Genomic DNA, 26023 nt, shown 5'->3' on the forward strand with positions numbered 1-26023 from the left:
GCCGAGATTTGAGACCGCCCCGATCGATTCGCCCGCCCAAAATCAAAACGGAGAGTGAGGGATTCGACAGAGACACCTTTTGATATCCTGTTGTGAGGCACCGAAATATGGTATAATACATTACTGTGTAACTACTTACGTTAATTTGGCTGTTTGTGTCCGTTTTTGTCGCTTTTTGTTTGTTTTATTAGAACTTGGGCCGAGTTTGGGCCGAGTGAAAAATACCCATGTGGTCTGCGGAAGTTGTAGTAGTCTTCCCAGACCTGTAATTTCTGAGACAAATCACCATCATCGGTATAGGTCAGCAACTGGTAGAACTCTAAGTCATCCGTCTGATGGGATCTCTCAAGTTTGCCGTCAAGACGAGGAAAACGAGGTTTGATGTAGACATGACGAATTCCCAAGTCTTCGACATGCCAGTGGAAACGAGCCTGGAACTCATGATCGTTATAGGTTCTCACGGTATGGATCCGAAAGGGAAACCGCTCAACCACATGGTCAATGAACTTGATGGCAGTCTCCTGATTGTGAAAGGGATAGATGTTTAGAGCCCGAATCCGAGTGGCGTCATCGATAGCCGTATACTGAAAACGCTTGACCAAAACACCGCTCTGGCTCTTACAGGTCAGGAACTTGACGTCAACCTGGATATGGTGCCCCGGAACTTGCTTTTCATAGCGCTGAGTCTGAACGGTCCTGACCTTGGCATTTCGGGGAAGGCGGTTCAAGTCCTGGCGTCTCAAGGCGTGGTAGGCCGTGCTTTCCGAGACTTTCAGCTCCAAGTGATAGCGCTGAATGAACCAGCTGATTCGATCCGGCCCGAGATGATAGGTCGTCCGCAGGTAAACGATCGTCTCCTCAATCTCCGGAACTATTCGTAAAGTCGGATTCTCGGGACAAGGTTTGTGATTAATCAGCCCCTCATTACCGATCTTCTCGTACTGGCTCTTCCAGTTGTAAAAAGTCTGCCGGGCAATCCCAAAGTGCCGGCAGGTCTTCGCAATATTCCCTCGAACCTCAGCATACTTGAGAACTCGTTACTTGCGCTTAGTATCTCTCTCGGCTTTCGACAACCTGTTCCTCCTGCTTCGGCTAACCTAACATCATCAATGAATGTGTTAACAAAAGTCGGAAGTTTCGCACTGCGGTAGCATCAAAGGGATGGATAGTCCGAAAGTTGCCGAGTAAGTCAAAGCCTGTTAATGGTCGTTTCAAAATCACCGAAAAGTAGACTGCGCAGTATGTCAACGTGTTGCGGACATGATCTTAGAAAAGTGTGCCAACTGGAATATCGCCTTCCTTGCCCCAATTCAAAGAGCGATCAACTTTACAAGACAGTCTTGAAGTGTTACTTTGAGATTATTCACAGCTGATCAACGAGGCGGGATGACAAAAAGGTACGCATACCTAATAACATCTGTTGTTGCTGCGGGACTGGTCATTCTGGTTCTATTCCGCGAACAGATCATTAACTCGTGGAGACCGGACTTTTTGACTAGGCTCGAGGGCGAGGTCTTTCTGCAATCAGACTGCGACCGAGCTTATCCATTTGATTGGAATGGAGATGGCAACGACGAGCTGCTGCTTGACAGTCACTGGCAGGGCATACGTCTCTTTGATCCATTTCTCAAGGCAAATCTGCAGTCAAATTGGGACAAGACAATCTACGAGGCTGGCTTGATAGATTACAATTGTGACTCTATCAAGGACGCGGTGTTCTATTGCCACAGAGATTCCACCCTTTACGTCTATGGAATTCCCGGAGGCAAGAATGCTCCACTGACAGGGGAAGAGCTATTTCGGATGCAGACAGAACACAAAGGGGAGTACGCGGAACTCAACTCGGCAGTTCTTCTGGAAGCCGCTGAAGACTTGAATCTCGATGGGATCACTGACTTCCTGAGCAGTTTTTTAACTTATCAATTCAACAAGGGGCCGCGCAAAGTAGTTCTGTATGACGGGGAAAAAAGGAATGTCCAGTGGGAGTTCTGCCTCGGCCCCGGACCACAACACTTCTCAGTTGCCAACACAAGATTAGACTCCTCCAAAATAGTGTTGTTTGTGGGTCAGGCATACGACAATGGTCGCTGCTGTCAAGTTCTCTGCGATTCAAGTTGCTATCTATTCGGGATCAACTCCATGGGAGGGCCTGCCTTTGCACCTGTGTGGCTAGGTGATTCCCTCACCTACGCCGACTATCGCATGGTGCCATTTGGGCTATCTGCAGATCCGGAAATCGTGCTCGCCTCGTACACACTTGGGGGAGATAGCTGCGAATTCCCTCTCGTAATCCTCAATGCGATCACAGGAAGAGTGGTGCGAACTTTCTCTGGAAAGCTAGGCTTCAGTTCACTTGAACTTCTGTCGGCCGATAGCATCTCAGCACCCCGGATCCTTGCATGCCGGAGCGACGGCGTTGTACAGCTCTTGGATTATCGGCTCGAACTTCTGCGGGAAGACGTGGTCCCTTCGCGCAAAATCAAGAAAATCTGCAGTCCAGTGGATTTTGATGATGACGGCAATGATGACATTCCCCTGATACTGGAATCCGGTGGATTACTGATCCTGAACGACCGATTTGACAGCGTCTACTTCTACCAGGCAGGTGTACCATTGTCAGATATCGTAAGGATCAACTCGCGTGAGACATCGAGGCTGCTATACCTCGTCAACTCGAACGTGAAGATGCAGGCAGTCATTTCAGTAAGCAGAGTGGGAATTCCCTTTACCGAACTCGTTCCTCCGGCGGCCCAAGTGGCGGTTTTCGGATTCAGCCTAAGTGCTCTCTTGGCAATCTTCATTGCTGGTCGCCGTCGAAGACAGAGTAATGCATTTCTGAGCTCTATCTTTGAAGACTCCAGCAGAATGATCCTTGGTGTAGACGGACAAGGCCGAATATTCCGGTCAAACGGATCTGCCAATCAGTTCTTCGCAATCACGACCAAAGACACGAATCACGATTTTGGCACTGTGATGGCGAAGAAAGGATTTGACGCGCTAGCTGAACAACTTGCCAAGATCCCTTCGGTGGCAACCGAACTCACAGGATACGAACTTCAGGTAAATACAAACGGAAGTCCGCGAGACTACTGGATTCAGATGAAACGCATTCTCTTCGGCAGTCTTAAGTTTGAATCACGAACGATCGTCTCCATACAAGACATAACTGATCGCAAGCAATTCGATCGCTACGAGACGCTATCCAACTTTTCCGAACAAATGGTTCATGACATCCGCAAACCACTTTCGCCAATCCTATTGAGGCTGCAAGAGCTAGAAGCTCAATTGACAGATGGAAGGCTGCCAGCAGAAGACATTCGCTCGCGATTTATTCGACCAACACTTGATCAAATTCAACTGCTGTCAGGCTATGTTACGAGACTCTGGGACGCCTTCCGAGCCAGGGAGTCGGAACGTGAACGACTTGACTTAAAGGCGCTCCTACGGTTTGTGGTCAAAGCGAGAGCTTCACTGGCCGCGCCTGCTACCAATATCGAATTGTCGGTTGCCGACAATCTGCCTCCGGTATCGGGAAGGTTCGACGATATCTGTCGCGTTATCAGTGAGTTAATTGACAACGCGCTCGATGCGCTCAGGGCATCGACCCAGGGTGAGATAGTTGTTGAGGCCTCTTGCACTCACCACAAGCGTCCCTCAGTCATTATCGTGGTCTCGGACAACGGCCCAGGCATTGATGAATCGATCAAAGAAAGGATCTTTGATCTGAACGTATCATCAAAGGAATCGTCGCACCATGGCCTCGGTCTCTTCATCGTTAGAAAGATTGTCCTTGAGCATGGGGGGGCGATTAGCGTCGAAAGCTCCGGAAAGTTTGGCACGCGATTTGTTGTGACCTTACCTGGAATGGAGGAGGATTCTTGCGATGAGTAAGCCTCTAGTACTGCTCATAGATGATGATTCTGCGTTCGTTGACTCGCTTGAAGAAGTTCTCGGCAACCTTTACGACACACTCAGGGCTAACACCATCGGAAGTGCCCTTGCTCTCTTGCGTGAGAAGTCCGTAGAGGCTATATTACTCGACATCGATTTTGGGGGAAAACTGGATGGCCTCCAGTACTTGCCGGATATCATCAACGAAAGTGCGCTTGCGCCGGTAATCATGTTGACTGGGAATCAAAGCACCGACGCTGCGGTGCAAGCCACTCGTGCGGGAGCCTTTGACTACTGCACCAAGCCAATCGATCGGACAAGATTGCTCACAACTTTGCGCAACGCAATCGACAAATGTCTAGCCAACCGCACGAAGGTGGAACTGATCAATGAAAGAAAACAACAGCATCCACTGATTGGCTCCTCTGAAGTCATGAAGAAAATACGCGATCGCATTGCTCGAATAGCACAAAGCGAGGAAACTGTACTCATAACCGGTGAAACGGGTACTGGCAAAGAGGTTGTTGCCAGGCAAATCCACTATCATAGCCGGAGAGCTGGCCAGAGGTTCATTGCAGTAAACATGGCGGGAATCCCCAATGAACTGATGGAGGCCGAGCTCTTCGGATACTTGAAAGGAGCTTTTACGGGCGCCTTTGAGTCAACTTCAGGATACTTCGGAGCTGCCAAAGGCGGAACCATTTTTCTGGACGAGATTGGGTTGGCAAGCCTGGCTGCTCAGTCAAAGCTACTTCGGGCGGTAGAAATGAAGGAGTACACCCCCTTAAAGGCAACGACTCCAGTTTCTGCGGATATTCGGATAGTCGCAGCCACGAGCCGCAACCTGGACTCAGAGATGAAGGCCGGCAGGTTTCTCCCCGACCTCTACTATCGACTGAATGCCTTCTCAGTGCATATTCCCGCGCTCCGCGAACACAAGTCTGATGCGATCGAGCTATTCAATCACTTCATGCTCTTGAAAGCAGATGAACTAGGAGTCTCACCCAAGCAACTCACGCCGGAGGCCAGAATAGAATTAACTGAGTATCCTTGGCCGGGTAACGTCAGAGACGTAAAGCATCTCGTGGAAAAGTCGTTGGTGCTCTCCGATCAAGATAATATCGACTCCGACGAACTGCGTGAGCTAGTAGGATCCAATCAGACCCGCAAAGGCCCAGCAGCCTCTTCTACATTGGCCGCGCGATTACGAGATTGTGAACGCGAAATCATTTCAAGTGCCCTGGCTGCAAACAACTTCAATCGAACAGCAACGGCTGCAAGTTTGGGAATCCACCGAGTAACCCTTCAGGACAAGCTAAAGGACCTGGGGCTGGAGCAAATCAACCGGTAGTCATTTGACTACACGTTTGAATGGGGTGTAGTGAATTGGCTACTAGTCGGGCGATCAAAGTGTCCTCAACATACTAGGCTCCTCAGCTTCCCAGAGAGAGGTTTGTCTCTCGACAAGAATTAACTTGACCGCAATTTGGATACAACCACCGGCAACTTCGCGACAACTTCCCTTCACTGAGCCAATTAGATAACAACCATCGTCTTCTTGTTAGCCGATAGGGCGCTTTCAGCACGAGGAGTTGATGAGTAAGAACTATCTTTCGCACCATGAAGGCACGCTCTTTGCAATGTTTCTGGTAGCAGAGGTCAGAGTCAGCTTGAATCGGCGGGCGCTGCTACGTCGGAGAGAAGGCAGGTGAGACTACCAACGTTAAACACAGGACTTAGGAGAGACAAGGCGGAAGATAAGGCAGAGAGCGAAACTAGGAGGTTACACTATGAAGCAAAGATTCTTGATTGTTGCGAGTTTGACGGCGCTGGTCTGGTCGTCTCTTTGCGGCCAAGATTGGTGTAGTTCTCGCACACATTACGACTTCGGCTGTCCCACCTTCATCGGCAGCGCCGATCTTGATGGTGATGGAGACGAGGATCTGTTCGTTACAAGTTGCTGTTCAGCAGAATTCAGTCTGACAACGCTCTTTAACGATGGGACTGGCGCTTTTCCTAATGTCGTTACTAATTCCTTCAGATCAGGCGGTCTCGGTGGACCCGGGGCTTGTGTGCTCGACATCGATCTTGATGGCGACCTTGATATCGTTGTTCCGGATCATTTCAATAATTGTCTCAAGATTCTGCTTAACAACGGCGCGGGAGCATTCTCACAATCGGGGTGCATCGCAACGACCCTTCCGAGCTCCCTTGATAGCCCATTTGAAGCCGCCTCTGCCGACTTCAATGGTGACGGTTATCCCGACGTCGCAGCTGTATCGCGCACTCTTGACAAGGTGATTATCTTCCTGAATGACCAGGCGGGTTCATTGACGGTTGCAGCGTTTATCTCAACGGGCGATGAACCGTTCTTCATTCAAACCGCAGACTTGAACGGTGATTCAGAGGCGGACTTGGTTGTCTCAATTGCCATGCAGGACGAAGTATCGGTGTTCCTTGGCAATGGGGACGGTACTTTTCAATCTCCGATTAGCTCCCCAGTTGGCTCGCGGCCGTATTACTTCAAGCTCGCAGACCTGAACAGCGACGGACTGATGGATGTTTCAAGCGGTTACAACACTTTGGGCTCTTGGTCGGTTTCTTTTGGCAACGGTGACGGGACCTTCGGAAATCCCACATTTTATGGTGGTTTTTCTGGTTTTACAACCCACTGGAGTGGTGACATCGATGCGGACGGCGACATTGACATTGTCTCGGCAATTTCTGGCCTCGACAGCATGTACGTGTGGTCTAATGACGGAAACGGGGTTTTCACGAATGCCGGGAGCTGTTGGGTCGGCGATCAACCATTCTGCGTCACGATGGCAGACTTCAATGCGGATGGATCGGCGGATGCTGCTGTAGCGAATTATGGTGTTACCGACCCTGCCGGAGTCGCAGTCTTCTTGTCCCCCTATGAAGCGGTGCAAACTCTTCAAGTCAATCTCGATATCAAGCCCGGCTCATGTCCTAATCCGCTTAATACGCGGGCAAACGGTCCATGCGCGCGAGCTGAAGACGCAAGTGAAACCGAATTTGCACTTGAGAAGCCGAAACCAACTCACCCGCAACCTTCAAGGGCGGTTTTGCCCGTGGCAATTCTCGGAACAGAAAATTTCGATGTCACAAGTATTGTCGTGTCATCTTTGACTCTTGAAGGTGTGCCTGCACTCCGATGGGGGTTGGAGGACGTCTCTTCTCCGGTTGTTGTCGGTGCAGAAGATTGTGAGTGTACCGAGTCTGGTGTGGATGGTCTGCTCGACCTCACACTCAAATTCGACCGATCTGCGGTTATCGAAGCATTGGGCGAAGTCTACGATGGCGACATCATACCAGTGACTGTCTCCGGCACCTTGACGGACGGACGACCTCTTACGGCGACGGATTGTGTTCTGATCATTTCTGGAAATGGCGGATCCAATGAGATAGTGAATGAATCAAGCGCCGCCATTCTTGCCAACTACCCCAATCCATTCAATCCAACAACTCAGATCAGCTTCGCTTTACCGAAACCTGCAGAAGTCAATCTGACGATCTACAACATCCTCGGCGAGAAGGTCGTGACGCTGACCGAAGGTGCCCGCGTCGCCGGCGTGCATTCGGTCACCTGGGATGGTCGAGACAGCCGCGGCAATAATGTGGCGTCGGGCGTGTACTTCTATCGGCTTGACGCTGGTGAGTTCAGCGCCACCAAGAAGATGCTGATGATGAAGTAGTTGCGATGGCCGCGACTGACTTGGGTCACGGTCACATGTCTTAAAGCGAAATCTAAAGGGAGGGCAGGCAGGCCCGGCGCAAGCCGGGTCTTTCTGCCTGAAGAGCGCAACGTGCTTTCAGAGCATGAGAGGAAAGTGGAGTCGAGCCGTCATTTTGTGGTTTAGGAGAACCACAAAGGGACTCTTCGTACTCTTGAGTTCATATGAGAACTCCAAAGTCAGGGGTAAATCCCAGTATTTCTCAATCCAAATGTGCCAATCACAGCAGCAATAGGCCAAAATGGCGGTCTTTTTGTCGAATTTGGGTTGACAGCAGCGCTGACGTGCTTATAATAGACTTACATCAGAAGTTAATTGCTTCGGAGGGCTCATGGGCCTTGTCAAAGTTGGGTTATTAGTCCTGGTCATCTCTGGTTGTATTCTGGCTGCCACTATTCGTGTGCCGCAGGATCAACCGACGATTCAGGCGGGAATTAATGCGACGTTGGATGGGGATACGGTGTTGGTGGGGCCGGGGGTGTATCTGGAGAATCTAAACTTTGGTGTTAAGAACATAGTTCTCCTGTCCGAGAGCGGTCGGTCTTCCACTTTCATAGAAGCGTCGAACAAGTCCCAGGACATCATTTCTATTCTGGGCGGACAAGATACTACCACAGTCATCGACGGCTTCACAATTCAAGGCACTGATAACGCGTATGGAATCCATGTCGATAACTCTGATCCGAAGATTCTTAACTGCGATATCAACAATTGCACGCACGACAACGACGGTGGGGGAATCTACATACGTCTATCGGGCGGTCTAATCGAGAACTGCCTCATTCATCACAATCACAGCAGTGTTACGGGAGGAGGAATAGCTGCAAGTGGGGCTCCCGGAAAGCGCGTTAGAATCGTTCGAAACAAGATCTACTCCAATACTGCATCGAGTGGTCCGGGAATAGGCTGCCCCGGAGTAACAAATGTTGATGTATTCTATAACGTGATCTTCAAGAACACAGCCACCGCGATTCAAACAGGGGGCATTTACATTAACGGATCAGACTGCAGGATATTGAACAACTCACTTGTACAGAACACGAAAGGCATTACATTGCTAAATGGGGTGGGCTCACAAATTCGCAATAACATAGTAGCATTCAATCTTCAGAATGGCATTGTAGCGGCGTCCGCCACATCCGATTACAATGCCACATGGATGAACGGATCGGACAATCTGCCCGGGCCAAATGGAATCAATTCTAACCCTCAGTTCGTTGATATTTCTCAAGACTCATTTCAACTGCAACAATCATCCCCCTGCATCGACGCCGGTGACCCGAACCCCATCTACAACGATCCCGACGGCAGTCGCAATGATATAGGGGCTATCCCGTTTGTGCAACCTAGTGGTATCATCAGGTACGTGCCCTCTGAGTATGCAACGGTTCAGTCGGCGATTGATGCGTCAATCAACGGTGATACTGTAGTAGTCGCGCCCGGCCGCTACTACGAGCGAATCAATTTTCTTGGAAAGCGCATACTCCTGACGAGTAGCATCTTATTTAGTTCGGACTCTCTGCTAATTAGGAACACGATACTTGATGGCGACACCATGTTCACTCCGCTTTTAGGTGACACTGGATGCGTTGTTCGATTCGTTAACGGCGAAGACTCAAACTCTGTACTTGCAGGTTTCACGATTACGGGCGGAGTGGGATCAGATGAAGGATGCTGTCAGGGTGCCGGGATACTCGTGGCGGGGGCAGGTCCAAGGATTAGTAAATCGCGAGTGATCCAAAATCTTGGGACGGGCATTGAGCTAGTTCCGAATTTGCCATGGCCCTACCGCGTTCTCATTGATTCCTGTCAGATCATGTCAAACTCTCGCGACGGTATTCTAGCGCGTGGCGATGGTCCAGAGATATGGTTAGTCGACTGCGAAGTTGTTGGAAACCTGGCGAATGGTATCTTGAGTGGCTGGCCGGTTGGTATCGTGAATGTGGTAGGGGGCAGAATTGCCAACAATCTCGAACTTGGAATCAATGCGTTCCGACCAGGGAGAATGCAAGACTGTATTATCGAAAATAATAAAGCGGGGGGTGTCGGCTATGCATTCCAGAAGAACACTGCAGGTAGCATTAGTCCTTCTGAAGGGACATATCGCGCGCAGGCAAAGATGGAAAATGTGATCGTGAAGAATAATGAATTTGGGGTGATCATTTACGAAAATGTTTGGGAAATCAGAGATTGTGTTTTCGAAGGAAACGCTCAGTTTGCCATAGGAATAGCATTGGACTCAAAAGCGACGTTGTGGGACTGCATGATTAGATCAAATGGCAACGGAACTGGAGTAGGTGGTGGAATCAGGATCGTGAATGATCAGATATGGGGAATCGAATGCCATAATACACTGTTTGAGGGAAACCGAGCGTCATTAGGGGGCGCCATTGGTCAGCGAACCAATTCTGAATTGACTCTGAGCAATTGCATCTTCGCAAACAATGAAGCCGATTCGGGCTCTGCGATCTATCAGAGATACAATGTTCGACGCGAGCCTCTGGTCGAAAATTGCGTGTTTGCGTTCAATCGAGGACTCAAGTTCTACTATAGGCCCAACTCCCCAGATACCACTATGTGGTCAGACTCGATTTACCTAGACTTGTCCTGCACAAACATCTTTGGTAACGAAGGCGGTGATTGGATCGACTCGCTCGCGTCTCAATTCGGTATCGATGGCAATATGTCCGCCGACCCCCTCTTCTGCGACACGGCTGCAGGAGACTACACGATCAAGAACATCTCCCCCTGTGCTCCCGCCAACAACTCCTGCGGAGTGCTGATTGGTGCCTATGGAATCGGCTGTGAAAACGTTGCTCCGCTGATCTCATCACCTGATCCGATAACACAGGTCACGCGCACGCGCTTCGCATTCCAGCCAAGTGCTACAGATGAAGACGGTCCGGTGATGATCTACTCCTATGAGTATCTACCGCATTGGTTGGCGCAGGATGGCGACAGCGTCGTCGGCATACCGGGACTCAACGATGCCGATACTAATTTCCTGGCAATCGTCTCTGACGGGTTCCTCGCCGACTCAGTTGTCGTACAGGTTCACCTCATTGCGACACCCTTAATGGGTCCGATCGCGGCTGACAACGAATTGCTTCCACTTCATGTCACCGCCCACGCACCGCAATTTGATTTTGAGTATCTTGACCCGACTTCTCAGTATTCTCAGACCGCTTTCGAGATCGCGGTTGGCACCGACAACGACTGGCAGTATGCCGAGTTGTGGAATCCGGCGCCGGTAGTGTCGGCGGATACATTCGTCGTTTATGGCGGTGCGCCGCTGATCGATGGGCAGACGTACTGGCTAAGGTTGAGAGTCAGCAACTCGCTGGGGTGGTCAAATTGGGCCGAATTGGTGTTCCGCATGAACAGCGTTCCGTCTACACCGGAAGTACTAACACCTGCGAATGGCGGAATTGTTTCCAGCCTGCAGCCGGGTCTCACAATCCGTAGAGTGCCTGACGCCGAAGGCGACAGCTTGCTTCTGACCTTTGAAGTTGCCAATGACAGCTCGTTCGCCTTCTTCGTTCCGTTTACGGCGCAACCAGGCAATGATTCGCTGACGACGGTGAATGTTCCGTTTTACCTCACGGAAGATCAACGCTACTGGTGGCGGGTGAAGGCGAGCGACTATTACGAGGAGTCTAATTACTCACCGATCTGGTCGTTCTGGATCAACAGCGAGAACAGCGCGCCGACGCATTTTAACCTGATCGCCCCGGCAAACAGCTTCGAACCGGCACTAACAACGACCATACCATTGCTGGAATGGACGAAATCGAACGACATTGATCCGTTCGATCAAGTCAGCTATGCCTTGCATCTGGCGATTGACAGCAGTTTCAGTTTTGCGAGCATCACTTCCGGGATCGACGGCACATCATGGCAACCGTCCGAGCCTCTGAATTGGGGGACTAAGTATTGGTGGAAGGTGAAGGCGACCGACCTGAGCACAGGAGTGACTTGGTCAAATCAAGTTTTTCGCTTCCGTACAATGAGACCCGGTGACCCGGATGGCAACGGACAGATATCGATCTCCGATGCCGTATTTCTGATCAACTACATTTTCGCCAGCGGCCCGGCGCCTGTACCGTTGCTATCGGGAGATGCTGATTGTAGTGGAGCGATTTCAATATCAGATGCGGTGTATTTGATCAATTACATCTTCGGCGGTGGGCCGGAGCCGTGTGAGACAACTGGACATTGGAGATAATGGCAAACTTGGATTAACAGCCGACTCAGGAACGAAAAGGATGGAGTTTACGATGCGCATTCTGTCTGTCTTCTTGTGGCTTCTACTCTCAATTATGACGACTAGCGCTCTATTCGCGGTAGGGCATAGCTCAGTCGAGACGTGCGACACGTTGTTGCATGAAGGGGACTTCTCAATGCCATTGGGTACGCGACTTAGGCAGATATCGTTTTCGGACTTCGACAAGAACGGCCTCATCGACATTGGAATTGCATCGGAGTTCTCGAATCAAGTGATTGTACTTCTGAATTTGGACGGACTTACGTTTGCTGCCCCAAGATTCATTGGAGTTCAAGATCATCCCATGGGCATTGCTGCCGTAGACGTCGACAATGATGGTGACGATGACCTGGTCGCGACCAACACGAATTCGAACAGCATTAATATTGTCAGAAACGATGGTATGGCGAACTTTGCCGTAGTTCAGACTTATGGTACAGGTAACTTCCCAGGGACGCTAACACTGGGCGACTTCGATCGCGATTCGTTAGTTGATATTGCCGTATTGAACGGGTTCGGGCAGTCGGTGTCCATTTTCAAGAATCTGGGTGATGCAACGTTCCAGGGTCGACCAGAGATTCCGATCGGCTTCAGGCCCTGGTCGATTCAAGCCGCAGATATCGATATGGACCTGGACACTGATCTTATCATCACCTGCGGAGACCTAGGCATCCAGCAACTGCTAAATGACGGAAGCGGGAGTTTTACGCTTGGAACACCAATCAATGTTCCCCAAGGGGCCGGAGGGCTTGCGATTGCCGATATTGACGGCGATTCCGACCCAGACGTACTGGTATCTTCGGGTCTGGATGGCGGCACGCTTCTCACATATGCGAATGACTTGGGGCAGCTTACCGAAATCGACAACTACCCAATCGGCGACGGGGTAGGCTGCATTTGTGCTACCGATTTAGACGAGGATAATGACCTTGATTTGGTGATGTCACACGACGGATCAGGAACTTACCAGGCAACCGTTCTCATCAACGACGGGACTGGTTCCTTCTGCCTGAACTTCGAGATTCCAAACCTCATCGAACGCACTGTAGGTGCATATAGCGCAGACATCGATAATGACTCTGATAATGATGTGATCATGGTACACTGGGGTTGGGACTTCAGTGGCTTAACGTTCTTGGTGAATTCACTTGATTGGATACGGGGAGATGCGGATGGAGATGGAAGCATCGCCATCTCAGACGCCGTGTACCTAGTCAATTACATATTCGCCGGTGGTCCAGTTCCAGCGCCGATCACGTCGGGCGATCCTGATTGCAGCGGAGCGATCTCGATTTCAGATGGGATCTATTTGATCAATTATATTTTCGGCGGTGGGCCGGCGCCCTGTGAGCCGTGACATCCATGAGATTTCGAACGCTGAGAGCGTTCACTAATGGGCAATTGGAAACCGATCTTTATTCGCATTCTTGTGACTCGAGTCGATCTAAGTGAGTCCCTGACATTGCGCTGATTGGTACCAGCCTAACTTGTCGTTGTGCGTGAGAACATGCATTCTATTTGTTTCAGTGATCGTCTATTCTGCTGCATTCGCTACTGCTGCACAACTCAACAAGATCGCTGCAGCAGAAAGCAGTTTCTAGTCAGTGTATTGTACCAGCAGCAAGAGCAAGTTTTGTCTGCATTTAACTGGCTCACGACCGGCAAGTCCTGCGACCTTCAGAAGTTCTTAGACTTACATCCAGAAGTTGGAGGGATAGATAATGACAAACTGGCGACCAAAGCATCAGAAGTCTGGGGCAATCCTTACGAGGTATCCGCAGCCTCTGGCGCTGGCGTACCAGACGTTGCTGGAAGCGCTCGATGCCGGGAGACTTGCACAGGCGTTGACGAGTCTTCATAGTCTCTGTGAGAAGACGCTTACTTACTGTTGTATTCTTCTTGACGTCGAAATTCTTAGGAGCACGCGCAAGTTAACAGATATCCAACGGAACTCCATCAAGAACATTTACCTTAAGCGAACGATGTTCGGGGAAAAGATTGACCACCTGCAACAACTCACGAATGGTTCAGGATCTACTGACTTATGCAAGCTGTTTCGTCGCTCTGGGTCGGCTGAACTGCTAAATGTCCTCGAAGCTCTAAACAGGGCATACAAGCCAGCTGCACATCACTCGATTATTGATGAACCCTTTGCAGTCGAACTCCTTGATAAATTCCTCGATCCGATTGTCCGTGTGCTTGCAAGGCAAGAGATCTTCACTGAACATGAACTAGTGCTTCCGTGCAAAGATGGCAGGCAGACTAAGCTAACCGGCAGTCATGAGGTCGAGTACGAGTCGACCTTTGACGAAGAGAAAGTGCTGATCACGAGAAACGGTGGGATAGTAGCAAACGCCTGGCCGTTACTTGTTGTAAGGCGCAAAGGCAGTCTGGTTAGAGTCTACAATCTGGCAAGGATCGAAAGTGCTGGAAGAGAGCAAGTCAAATTGGATTACTTCGACGCCTTTGCAAGCGAGCGCTTCTCCGTAATAAGTAGGTCAGATGAATCTCTGTTTAAGAGTTTGAACGATCTATTTGGTAATTTGCAAATTGGACCTGGAAGGAACTACCTAGACGACTTCAGTGATTTAAGGGAAAGGATCAGAGATTTCTCTGGGCGAACGTGGTTATTCAAGGATGTTAACGACTTCGTCAATGATCTTGCAGGCGGCCAAACATTCTTGATCCTTGGCAAACCAGGGACCGGCAAGTCGTCATTCATGGTTCAACACATGAAGCGGACTGTCGCGGACGATCCTCAGATTTCCCGGGGAGACTATAGCTACTTCTTCTTCAGGGACGGAGAGCACCACAGAAATCGATTGACGCAATGGATGAAGCACGTAACGGACGACTTGGAAGCGAAGACCGGCATTAGCCTTCGGTTTGGACGTAAGAGTTTCGAGCCACTACCGAATGACGATGTGAACAAGCTCATGTGGCTCATCCAACGAATTAGAGACGAGGATCCGGATCGCGCGAAATCGCCAATCGTCTTCTTTGTAGACGGTATTGACGAATTGCAGCAAGAGGACATCGCTACATTTGTCGATTCGATCAATGCCCTGCGAACCATTGAAAATGTAGGATTGGTGCTCGCGAGTCGCGAGATTCGCGAACTCGACCGAATAGCTGGTCCACTGGTGAAACTAAGGCTTGAAGATGACGCACGCAATCTGCAAGATCTGCAGTTCTATGCAGAGACACGTCTTCCCTCATGGACCGAAGAGGAAATAGCAGAGTTGATAAGCCGAACGGGCTGCGTATTTCTGTATCTCTCGGCCACGATTGATGACGTGCTTCACGACCGGCTTGCAAGGGGAGAATTGTCGAGCCTCCCGGGCGACCTCGAGTCGTATTATGACCGCATCATGCGATTTCGAATGCCAGAGAGATTTTCATATCACGGCTTGGTCTGGGAAGAAACGGGATTAAGGGCTCTGGCACTAATGATTGCCCTTCAAGTGCGGCCAACTGTGGAGATGCTGGCCAGATACTCTGGCATTGGGATAGAGAAGCTGCGCCGTACTCTGGATTTGCTTCGAGAACTGCTGATCATTCCGAGCGACCGACCGTCAGGTTACCCGCAATCCGAGGGAAGTCATGAAACAGAAGGTATTCGTGTGTTTCATAAATCGTTCGAAGATTTTCTCGAGAAGACAAATGCCCCCGAGATTCGAAGAGCCCACGATCGCATAGTCAATCATTTCCTGCCGATGATCAGAGAGGACAGGTTTAACAGGCCGGAACCCTACTTTTTCTATTACTATCTCAGGCACCTGAAGATCACCAGTCGATTAGAGATCCTGAGTGAAGTTGTGCACTGCAAGAGCCAATTCCGCGAACGCGTCAAGTTTCTTCTTGGGGGAAAGAAATGGCCTGACGAAGATAGCTCCTGGTACAGCTACTTTGATGAATACCCTGACTGTAATGGTGACAGCGCAATGCTCCTCCTCCTCTTAAGCAGTTACCTCAGAGAAGTTGTGCTAGAAGAGCGGAGTCTCGCCTTGCGTGTTCTCCTACTCAGATTGACTCGTCTTTTCCCAGTCTGGAGAACACTAACGCGCTTCGAGCACCGTGATTACGGAGCCACTTCCGAAGTGCCGCTATGGCACTATCAAATGCTACTAATGCTCGCGAGCAGGGCTCCACTCTTGGCGCGCTCGTGGAGCATGAGGCTCGCATTTTGGAGGGAGCATGGTGCTCTGATCGTTCTTCTCGACTGTGGCCTCAAAGAGATTATCACGGGCAAACTACTCGACGATATTGGAAGCGAGGGAATCTCTCCTCTGGATCTGGGTCGAGAACTTTGGAACTCCATACTTGCTTCTCCATCTCATGAACTGAAGGAGTTTCTGGAACAAGCATCGATCGATTCCGCCTGGAATCCAACGGCTACCGAGTGGAAAATGACAATAAATGTCGACGAAATCGTCCTGACGGTAGAGAATCTCGGTAAGCTCTTTAGTCGAGACGACGAGTACGTGGAGCTTCTTCGAGACTTTCTGAATCGCTTTGCGAAGGATTCTCCAACCGCAGAGGCCATGCGCTCTGGGGAAATGTCTGACGAGGCTGAACTTCCTGATGAGAAAACGAAGTTGGCGCTTATGGCTGCTGCTTTATGTCAATTGAATCCCGATGACCCTGTTGACATCGATCTACTGACTTCCTTTCTCACTCGTTCTCGGTTTGCCACTGGAATGCGGTTACTCATTGCGAGTCAGTTGCCAGAAGAACTGCAGCAGCTAATTATCAGGAACGATGCTCTGCTAAACGTTCTTTACTCCGACTACAGAACCTTTGTTGACAAGATGTTGGAGTCCGGCGAATACACCTGGATCCTGGACGGAGATGACGACGAGGAATTGCTACCTCCGCTTCCACCTGAATTCTTAAAGACTGTCGTGCCCTGGCTTCGGAAGCATATTCCAACCGGAATCGATGAGCTTGACTCGCGGATTATGGAGTGGATCGGAGCCATCGAAGATCCTAAACACTTTCTGATAGCGCTGGAGTTCTTCCTCGGAATAGTGAGAGCGGAGAACGTGCCTGAGGCGCTTGCCAAGACTGCTATGGCCGCATACTGGAAGTGTGTTGGAATCAAAGAAGAAGAGGGTACGAAGCCGACGTATTACAATTCAACTTTCTTCAACAAAGTAAGTGAGCTTCTGCATGGTCGATATCATGATGAGCTGATGAAGCTATTTGTCGAGCGGGTTGACTATTGCCTCCAATCGCGTGCCTTTATCTATCAGAACTATGTCAAACCAAAGGATCACAGGCTTCAGCCTATCAAAGATGCGCTATATAATGCCTGCGTACGGGACCTGAAGGTGTTCAAGACAGTACGAGGGAAGCCAGTCTATGCAAATGTCTTCAGCATTGATCTGCCTGACAGTGGTGATTTCTACCTCGATCGGCTTTGCGACGATGATGAGAATTACGCTGAGGAATTGAACGAAAGGGCTGACAAAAGATATGAGGAGGTGGTCGGACAATTGCTGTTCGGAGACTTGGGAAGGAAAACCCTCTTGCCCTCACAGTGCACGCAGCTCAATGAGATCATAAACAATGCATTTGACTGCGGTTGGAGCACAAATGAGCTGCTCAACAGCATTCTCGATGCTATTTCCAGTTTTCAGAAGAGAGCCAGCGTAGACGCGTAGCTACAATGATTGCGGCTTCGCTCGCGACATCTCTTCTCGACAGCGGCGATTATCACCATATTGACTTTGAGTCAACAATTGCTGAAATTAGGAATGACTCGCAGATCATAGGATTGACGGACACGAATGGGTGACTTGAGAAGCAAAGGCGGAGACCTTTTCATCGTCGACAACAGCGACGCCGACTGGAAGGTTAAGCAGTACCTTCACGAGTGGGCAGATCTCGCCACCAAGTTTGACATCGCCACAGGTTACTTCGAAATAGGGGCGCTCCTGGCGCTCGACGGGCAATGGCAGAAGCTCGAGCAACTGCGAATTCTCACTGGTGACCAGGTTTCGCTGCGAACAAGAAAGGCGCTACTTGAGGGTGTTGAAAGGGCAAAGAAAGTCCTCGACATAAGCCTCGAAAAAGAGAAGGAAGGGAACGATTTCCTTCGGGGCGTTCCCGCTATAGTTGACGCGATTTCCGACGGCAAGATCAAGGTCAGAATCTATACCAAGGACAAGTTTCACGCCAAGGCGTACATAACTCATGCCAAGCAGGCAGTGATTGGTGCAGCCGCGTTGGTGGGTTCAAGCAACTTCACGTATCCCGGACTAACGACAAACGTCGAATTGAATATTCAAATTAGGCGGGAAGTCGAAGAGCTTCAAACGTGGTTTGAGACTCACTGGAATCAAGCCGAGGAGATCTCCGACGAGGTGCTAAAAGTTATCGAGCGGCACGTTCGTGACTACACGCCATTTGAAGTTTATGCCAAGGCCCTGCAGGAGTTCTTCAGGGGCCATGAGTTGACGGTGAGCGAGTGGGAGCTCTCGGGTCCGAAGCATGGCGGCTCCCAAATGTATGCCAAACTCGATCGTTACCAGCAAGAAGGCTACAGAGCGCTGATGAAGATCGCCCAGCAATACGGCGGCGCATTTCTTTGCGACGGCGTCGGGCTTGGGAAGACCTTCATTGGTTTGATGGCCATCGAGCGTTTGACGATGTTTGAACGCAAGCGGGTTGCGCTCTTTGTCCCGAAAGCGGCGCGGAAGCCCGTCTGGGAGAAGCACCTGCGCAAGCACCTTCCGCAACTCTACGGTGATTTCTCCAACTTGGTCGCGTTCAATCACACTGACCTGTCTCGCGAAGGCGATTGGGTTGAGCGTTTCCGGCGAATTGCTGAACAGGCGGATGCCATTGTCATCGACGAAGCACACCACTTCCGTAATCCCGGAATCAAGGGCGAAGGCGAACGCAAGCCGTCGCGCTATCGCAAGATGCTGGAGCTATGTGAGGGCAAGCAGGTCTACCTGCTGACGGCGACTCCCATTAACAACAAGCTCATAGACCTTCAGCACATGATCGAGCTCTTCGTCCCGAGACGCCCGGACGGCAAACCGCAGGTAGATTTCTTCAAGGACGCGCCGTTAGGGATTCATTCCCTTCGGGGCCATTTTCGCAAGATGGAGAACGCGCTGGAAAGATTGCTCGATCTGAAGCGGGGTACACTTGACAGCAGTGAGGTGAGCCTGACCGAGGCCGAAGCCATCTTGAAGGATGACACCCTGTTTCGAGCCTTGGTAGTGCAACGCAGTCGCGCCTACGTGCGCAAGAGCCAAGAGCAGCACGGCGAGTCGGCGGCGATGTTCCCGGTGCGAGCGACGCCTCAAGTAGTCGGTTACTCCGTCAAGAAGACTTACGGCCGGCTGCTCGATTTAGTTGAGGCGGCGTTCTCGAAAGAGAAGGCGTTATTCACCCTCGGTAGCTACTATCCGCTATACTACTACAGCGGGCCACGAACCGACATTGACCCGCTGCTTGAGGGCCGCCAAAAGCAAGTGGTGTCACTGATTCGCACACAATTCCTGAAGCGATTTGAGAGCTCGGTCAAGGCATTTGAGGTTTCCTGCATTTTCCTTCTCCGGAAGATCCTTGCCTTCCAGGAGGTCAATAGTGCAACAAAGTCCGAACGGGCGCGCTTGGAGAAGTGGTGCGCATTACATCAAGAGCTGATTGACTACGCACAGGAGTCGCTGAGAGATTATCGGAGCGACGCTGATGATGACGAGGATTTCATTACCGAGGAGATGCTCGAAGGCGTGGAGAAACTCGAGCGCGACGAGTATCGCATCAGCGATCTGTTGGCGGACAACTACCTTGATCTCGATCAGATTTGCGAGTTCTTGGAGGAGACACAGAGATTCCGCGCAACGCATGATGACAAGCTCGCGGCACTGAAGAAGCTTCTGAAGAACGAACCGCTGTTGAAGGGCCAAAAGGTGCTCATTTTCTCAGAATACATGCATACCGCGCGCTATCTTCATTCGGAGTTGACCAAATCAGGCTTTGTGGACGTGGATGAGGTTGACAGCTCTGATGATCGTGACCGGGGGGAGATTATCACGCGGTTTGCGCCTTACTACAACGACTCATCATCAGCCGGGCTAATACAGGCCGGATTGGAAGAGATTCAGATCCTGATTTCAACCGACGTCTTGTCGGAGGGACTCAACCTGCAAGACGCCACTCTGATGATCAACTATGATTTGCACTGGAATCCGGTACGCCTGATGCAGCGAATCGGCCGTGTCGATCGGCGCATGGATCCCGCCGTCGAGAAGCGCATCATAGCCGATCACCCGGAACGCGCCGCTTCTCGCGGAAAGATCCACTATTGGAACTTCCTCCCGCCCGATGAACTGGACGACCTGCTCAAGCTCTATTCGAAGGTGTCGCACAAAACGCTGCGCATTTCAAAGGTCTTTGGCATTGAGGGGCGGAAACTGCTCAAGCCGGAAGACGACTATGAGGCCCTGAAGGACTTCACCCACGCTTACGAAGGCACGACCACAACAATCGAGGAAATGCATCTTGAGTATCAGCGTTTGTTGAGAGATAACCCCGGCCTGGAAGAGCGCTTGAACCTCCTGCCCGGACGGGTGTTCTCCGGCAAACAACATCCCACAGCGGGCGCGCGGGCGGTGTTCCTCTGCTACGCCCTGCCGGCGCCGCGACCGACCGATCCCCAGAACCCGAGCAGCGAAGTCATCTGGGCGGAAGACGCTGGCCGCACCAAGTGGTATCTCTTCGACCTCGAAAGTGAGATAATCGTGGACGAGCCCGCCGAGATCGTTACAGTGATCCGTTCGGAACCGACCACGACGCGGCGGCGGGTGATTGAAGATGCCACGCTTAGCGAGATTCGCGTCAAGGTGGAAAAGCACATCAAAAACAGCTATCTGAAGCAGGTGCAAGCGCCGGCGTGGGTGAAGCCGGTGCTCAAGTGTTGGATGGAGCTCAGTTGATGACAATGCACAAGAATATCGAAGCAGCCCTCCATGACGTTGTCGACCTGAAGACCTTCGTTGATGTGCTCCTCCGCAATCAATTAGGCTGGCCGATTGAGCAGGAAGTCACACAACTTGACGACATCGCGTTCGAGTGGACAGAGGACGAACTAAAGGCGAAGGGATTGAGCAAGCATCTTACTGAGGGCAAGATCTTCCAAATTCAGCCGCTCGTCGATGACCAGACTTGGGGCATCTTCGTGCTCGAATTCAAACGAGCAGATGTCTTTACCAAGGAACGCGGAACAACGCGAATTCTCAGAGAAGTTCTGCGTGGACTGGTCGGTAGTCGCGACAAACGCGCCGATCAGAAAACGTGGCAACCCGACCAAATCTTGTTTATCTGTACCCATCAGTATCAACATTTTCGTTTTGCGCATTTCAAGAAACCGACCTCCGGCAAGGGCATTGCCACTATCGCCACATTTGGCTGGGGACACGACATCCCAGCCCGAACAGCATGCGAATTCAATTTGCCTGCACTCAAGTGGCCGGCCGAGCCAGGAAAAGCCGGCGAATGGATCAGGGCATGGTCGAATGCCTTCAACATTGAAAAGGTAACCCGCCGATTCTATGACGATTATGAGGAAGTATTTACCCTCGTAGAGGGCAGCCTCAAATCTCAGCTCAAGAATGACGAGGAACGTCGCAAGTATACGCAGATGCTCTTCAACCGCCTAATGTTTCTCCGCTTCGTGGAGCGTAAAGGTTGGCTGAAGTTTGACGGCAAGGAAGACTACCTGCGGCAACTGCATGCGGCCGGACCGATCGGCAACAAGTCGTTCTTCAAGAGCCGGATTGAGCCGCTGTTTTTCAAGGCTCTGGCTGAGGAAGGCTATCAAGACGATGTCGCGATTGGTCAAGTGCATTTTCTCAATGGCGGACTATTCCTCAAGCATGAACTTGACAACAAAGTAATTGACATCAAAGATGCCGCCTTCGAGCCAATCATCGGCGAGCAGGGTCTCTTCTATCGCTACAATTTCACTGTCGAAGAGTCGACGCCGCTCAACATCAACGTAGCGGTCGATCCCGAAATGCTGGGTAAGGTATTCGAGAAACTCGTCACCGGCCGTCATGAGTCCGGGTCATACTATACTCCTCGAACGGTTGTTTCTTTCATGTGTCGAGAGGCACTAAAAGGCTACTTGGGCGGATTCGAAAGTCTCGTGGATGAACATGACGCGGCCAATATCAAATTACCACAAGCGCGCGAATTGCTACGGCGACTTTCCGAGGTCAAGGTCGTCGATCCGGCGTGCGGTTCGGGAGCATACTTGTTGGGTATGTTGAATGAACTGCACACGCTCAAGCAGATACTCCAGGCTCGCGACGAGGAGATGACACCCGAAGGCGACTACGAACTCAAACTTAAGATCATTCAAAACAACCTTTACGGTGTAGACCTCGACGATTTCGCCGTCAACATTGCCCGCTTGCGGTTGTGGTTGGCCCTCGCGGTCGACTTCAAAGGCAAGAAACCTCAGCCGCTGCCAAATCTTGATTTCAAGATCGAACAGGGCGATTCTCTGGTGTCACCGAATCCGCAAGGAAATTACGATCTCGCTCAGTCGATCATTTTGGAAGTTGCACGTTTGAAGTCTGATCATTCGCGAACCACAAAACCGGAACGCAAAGCCGAGCTTGAGAAACAAGTCACGGAAAAGCGCAAGGAAATTGCCAAATGGGTGCGCTCGGGCCAGAAAGTCGAGAGCTTCGATTGGGGTGTCGATTTCGCAGAAGTTTTCCTGCCTCGCAATCCAGAAGCGACGGTCGACGGTGAAATTCCGCTTGGCGATAAATTGGCTGCCCAGACCCAGCCGGGAGGATTCGACATCGTCCTGGCAAATCCCCCTTATGGAATCAAGTGTGAAGATCCACTCCGTTTCAACTTCTTCCCGCGCAAGAAGGACAAGGACGGCAAGCAAGAAGAACCACAGAGCAAGGATAGCTACGGTCTTTTCATGGCCCGAGCTTTGCAGTTGCTCAAGCCTGGTGGCCATTTCACCTACATCGTTTCCGACACCTGGCGGACAATCAGATCGCACCGGCCGCTACGCAAGAAGCTTCTCGAAGAAACTCAGGTATTGCATCTTATGGACTTGCCATCCTGGATTTTCGATGCCACGGTGAATACCTGCATCATTACTGCCAATAAGCAGAAGCCGGGTGACCAGCACAAGCTGATCGCCGCCGATCTGCGCAACCTCCCGAGCGACCAATGGAATACACTGGAAGCTAACCTTCGCGCCATCGCCGGACACGGCGTGGATGTTCAGACGACTGAGTATGCTCGCTACACCTACGAGCAAGAATTGATTAGCACTTACAACAACTTTTCATTTTTCATCGGTTCGCCCGAGCTTTATCGGCTAATGAGCGATCCGCGATTCACTAAGCTCGGTGACATAGCAGAAGTGAAGCAAGGGTTGGCAACGGCGGATAATAAATACTACCTGCGCAGGAGACCGGAAGCTCGCGGGAGCTATGATATCATCGACGACTCCAAGATACTGACCGATGCAGAGATTAAGAATCTCACTCAGGATGAAAAGCTCAACGGCGTCGATCTAAGAAACTACGGTGGAAGGCACTTTGTGCCCTATGATAAGGGCGGCGAGAGCGATACCGATGAGGGCTGGTTGCCGAATTACTATGTTCCTACTCAGTATTTCATCGACTGGTCAATGAGCGCAGTCAAGCGGCTTCGAACGGCGACCATTGCGGATATCAAACGGTCGCATGGAGACGAAGATAAGATTAGTCCCGGTGACGAGGAACGAATCGCTTCGAGATTTCAGAATTCCGAGTACTACTTTCGCGAGGGGATTACGTTTTCGCGAACAGGAATTTATGCGCCCACTTTCAGAATTGGCAGTAGCTCGTGCTTCGACTCAAAGAGCGATGGGCTATTTGCTGATAGAATTGACCAGTCCTTCTTGCTGAGCATCTTGTGCAGCCTGCAATTCAGGTATCTGTTCAAAATCTACCAATGTCACACAGTCCAAGCTGAGGGCGATGCGATGGAGGCAATGCCAGTATGCATGTTCGCGTCTGCCGATAGTCAGAAAGAGCTATCGGTGTTAGCAGATGCGATAATTGCGAAACAGAGAGAAGACGGAGACTACTCGTTTCATAGCGACGAGCAGAGTGTGATCAACGAAATCCTGTATCGGGTGATCGGATTCACTCAGGATGACATTCGCGAAATAGAACTTTGGTACTGCCGCCGTTATCCGAAGCTCGCCGAGGCGCAAAATTCTATCGTTGAAGTTAAACAGAAGTACGCCGACTATCTCGCGCACTGCGAACTCGTCATGAGCAAGCCGCCTTCCTACTGGCGGTCGCACCCGATACTCCAGCTCGTCGTCCAGGGTGAGGGGCCACAACTTGAATTCAAAGAGACCCTGGACTATGATGTCAAGACCGGCCAGAAAAACGGCGAGTTGGTCAAATCTGCCTTGAAGACGATAGCAGCATTTCTGAATACGACCGGTGGCACCTTGCTCATCGGGGTAACCGACAGCGGCGAGATCAAAGGGTTAGAGCGCGATTTTGCGCTTTGCCATAAGCACGACAAGGACGGCTTTGAGCAGAAGCTGCGCAATCTCGTCAATGACCGTTTCGAGCCGAAACCGCACAACAAGATCGACCTCTCCTTCGAACAGTTTCCCGAGGGCATGATCTGTCGCGTCGCTGTCACAGCCACCACTGACATCACACACTTTGACAAAGATATTTATATCCGCGACGGCAACCTCACCCGCAAACTCGACGGCCCGGCACTGACGAAGTGGGTACAGGATCGACGAACAAGAATCTGAGAATAGTCAAACTGACATAGGTGAAACAAAAGGTGACATATGGGAGACGAAGACCAAAGGCAATATGAGAAGTTAACGAAAAATCAAAAGGTGGAGGCGTAGTCGGTTGATTCGTAGTTAAGGGAGTGCTAATATTGCAGAAGGAGTGAGAACTGACATGTATTTCATGTACGTCGACGAAAGCGGTGACTGTGGATTGAATAATTCGCCATCAAGAGTTTTTGTCTTGACCGGCCTTGTGATCCACGAGTTGCGTTGGCAGGCATGCCTCGATGAACTCATCGCTTTTCGAACTCGGATGAGACAGAGATTTGGACTGAAATTGCGAGAAGAATTTCACGCGGCTCATCTCATCACTAAGCCGGGCGATCTGGCCAAGCGAATATCGCGAAACGACCGGCTGGCGATGATCCGACATTTCGCCGACTGTCTTGCCCGAATTGCGTCCATCTCTCTTATCAATGTGCTCATTGACAAGTCGGGCAAGACTGCAAAATACGACGTCTTCGAAACAGCGTGGACAGCTTTGATTCAGCGATTCGAAAACACAATTGCCAGGCGCAACTTTCCAGGGCCTGCCAACGCCGATGATCGCGGCCTCATTTTCTGTGACCATACTGATGACAAGAAATTGATGCAGTTGTTGCGCAAGAGAAGAAACTACAACCCAGTTCCCCACGCACAGGATTATGGGCGCGGCTATCGAAACTTGCCACTACAGTACGTGATCGAAGATCCGAGTTTCCGAGATTCGAGACATTCGTATTTTATTCAAGCCGTCGACTTAGCCGCATTTCTCCTGTATCAGAAAGTTTCTCCCGGTCAATTTTTCAAGCTAAAATCCGGGCAAAACTACTTCAACCGACTCGATCCGATCCTGTGCAAGGTCGCGTCGGCGACAGACCCAACTGGAATTGTTCGGCTTTGATTACTTTCAGGAGAAAAAAAAGGGGGCCTGACGGTCCCCGGAGGAATCCTACTGGCAAGACCAGCCTGCTTTCAGATTCGTATATATTATACTCTTTTTATATCGGTTTGTCAACAAGAATTCCACGCCCGATGTGGATAAACGGGAATGTAGCGGGTCTAACAGCGCCATAAGCTGCTGGTATCGAATCGGTTACGTTTCAGATGATCCGGCTCGCCACAATCGTCGGGTGCCTCAAACGAAGCAGCTCGAGGAAGTCCTTTTAAGGAGGAGAAATCTCACATGTCCAATTGGCTAATTCGCGCCGGATCACACGGCGAACAAGAACAAGAAACCCCTAGTGATGCACCGATGAGGGAGGT

At 50.8% G+C, this 26023-nt stretch carries 9 protein-coding genes and 1 pseudogene; 9 read left to right on the forward strand and 1 reads right to left on the reverse strand.

Going from position 1 to position 26023, the window contains the following annotated elements; translation table 11 throughout:
* Window positions 1-224 precede the first annotated feature (224 nt).
* A pseudogene (locus IT585_09670) lies at window positions 225-1073 on the reverse strand (DDE-type integrase/transposase/recombinase).
* A gap of 418 nt (window positions 1074-1491) precedes the next feature.
* On the opposite strand from IT585_09670, the gene IT585_09675 reads away from it, so the two are divergent.
* The 9 genes from IT585_09675 to IT585_09715 all read left to right on the forward strand — a co-directional run bounded on the left by IT585_09675 (window position 1492) and on the right by IT585_09715 (window position 25661).
* Window positions 1492-3891 (forward strand): HAMP domain-containing histidine kinase, encoded by a 2400-nt coding sequence (locus IT585_09675; GenBank protein MCC6963507.1) that lies wholly within the window; start codon window positions 1492-1494, stop codon window positions 3889-3891.
* The gene (locus IT585_09680) at window positions 3884-5242 is read left to right on the forward strand and encodes a sigma-54-dependent Fis family transcriptional regulator (protein ID MCC6963508.1); all 1359 of its coding nucleotides are present in this window, start codon (window positions 3884-3886) and stop codon (window positions 5240-5242) included. The genes IT585_09675 and IT585_09680 overlap by 8 nt, the downstream gene beginning before the upstream one ends.
* A 439-nt stretch (window positions 5243-5681) precedes the next feature.
* Window positions 5682-7607, forward strand: coding sequence for a VCBS repeat-containing protein (locus IT585_09685; protein ID MCC6963509.1), 1926 nt, complete (start codon window positions 5682-5684; stop codon window positions 7605-7607).
* 370 nt (window positions 7608-7977) lie between these two features.
* Window positions 7978-11871, forward strand: coding sequence for a hypothetical protein (locus IT585_09690; protein MCC6963510.1), 3894 nt, complete (start codon window positions 7978-7980; stop codon window positions 11869-11871).
* A gap of 52 nt (window positions 11872-11923) precedes the next feature.
* Window positions 11924-13267, forward strand: a complete 1344-nt coding sequence (locus IT585_09695) for a VCBS repeat-containing protein (protein MCC6963511.1) — start codon at window positions 11924-11926, stop codon at window positions 13265-13267.
* A 364-nt stretch (window positions 13268-13631) separates the two neighbouring features.
* Complete coding sequence (locus tag IT585_09700) at window positions 13632-17576, forward strand: hypothetical protein (GenBank protein ID MCC6963512.1); 3945 nt, start codon at window positions 13632-13634, stop codon at window positions 17574-17576.
* A gap of 126 nt (window positions 17577-17702) precedes the next feature.
* Window positions 17703-20867, forward strand: coding sequence for a helicase (locus IT585_09705; protein ID MCC6963513.1), 3165 nt, complete (start codon window positions 17703-17705; stop codon window positions 20865-20867).
* Window positions 20825-24733 carry a putative DNA binding domain-containing protein gene (locus IT585_09710; protein ID MCC6963514.1) on the forward strand — a complete coding sequence of 1303 codons (3909 nt, stop codon included), beginning with the start codon at window positions 20825-20827 and terminating at the stop codon, window positions 24731-24733. Before IT585_09705 ends, IT585_09710 begins: the two co-directional genes overlap by 43 nt.
* A gap of 157 nt (window positions 24734-24890) precedes the next feature.
* Window positions 24891-25661, forward strand: coding sequence for a DUF3800 domain-containing protein (locus IT585_09715; protein MCC6963515.1), 771 nt, complete (start codon window positions 24891-24893; stop codon window positions 25659-25661).
* The last annotated feature ends 362 nt before the right edge of the window (window positions 25662-26023 follow it).

Source organism: Candidatus Zixiibacteriota bacterium (genome assembly GCA_020853795.1).
Taxonomy (GTDB): Bacteria; Zixibacteria; MSB-5A5; order CAIYYT01; family CAIYYT01; genus JADJGC01.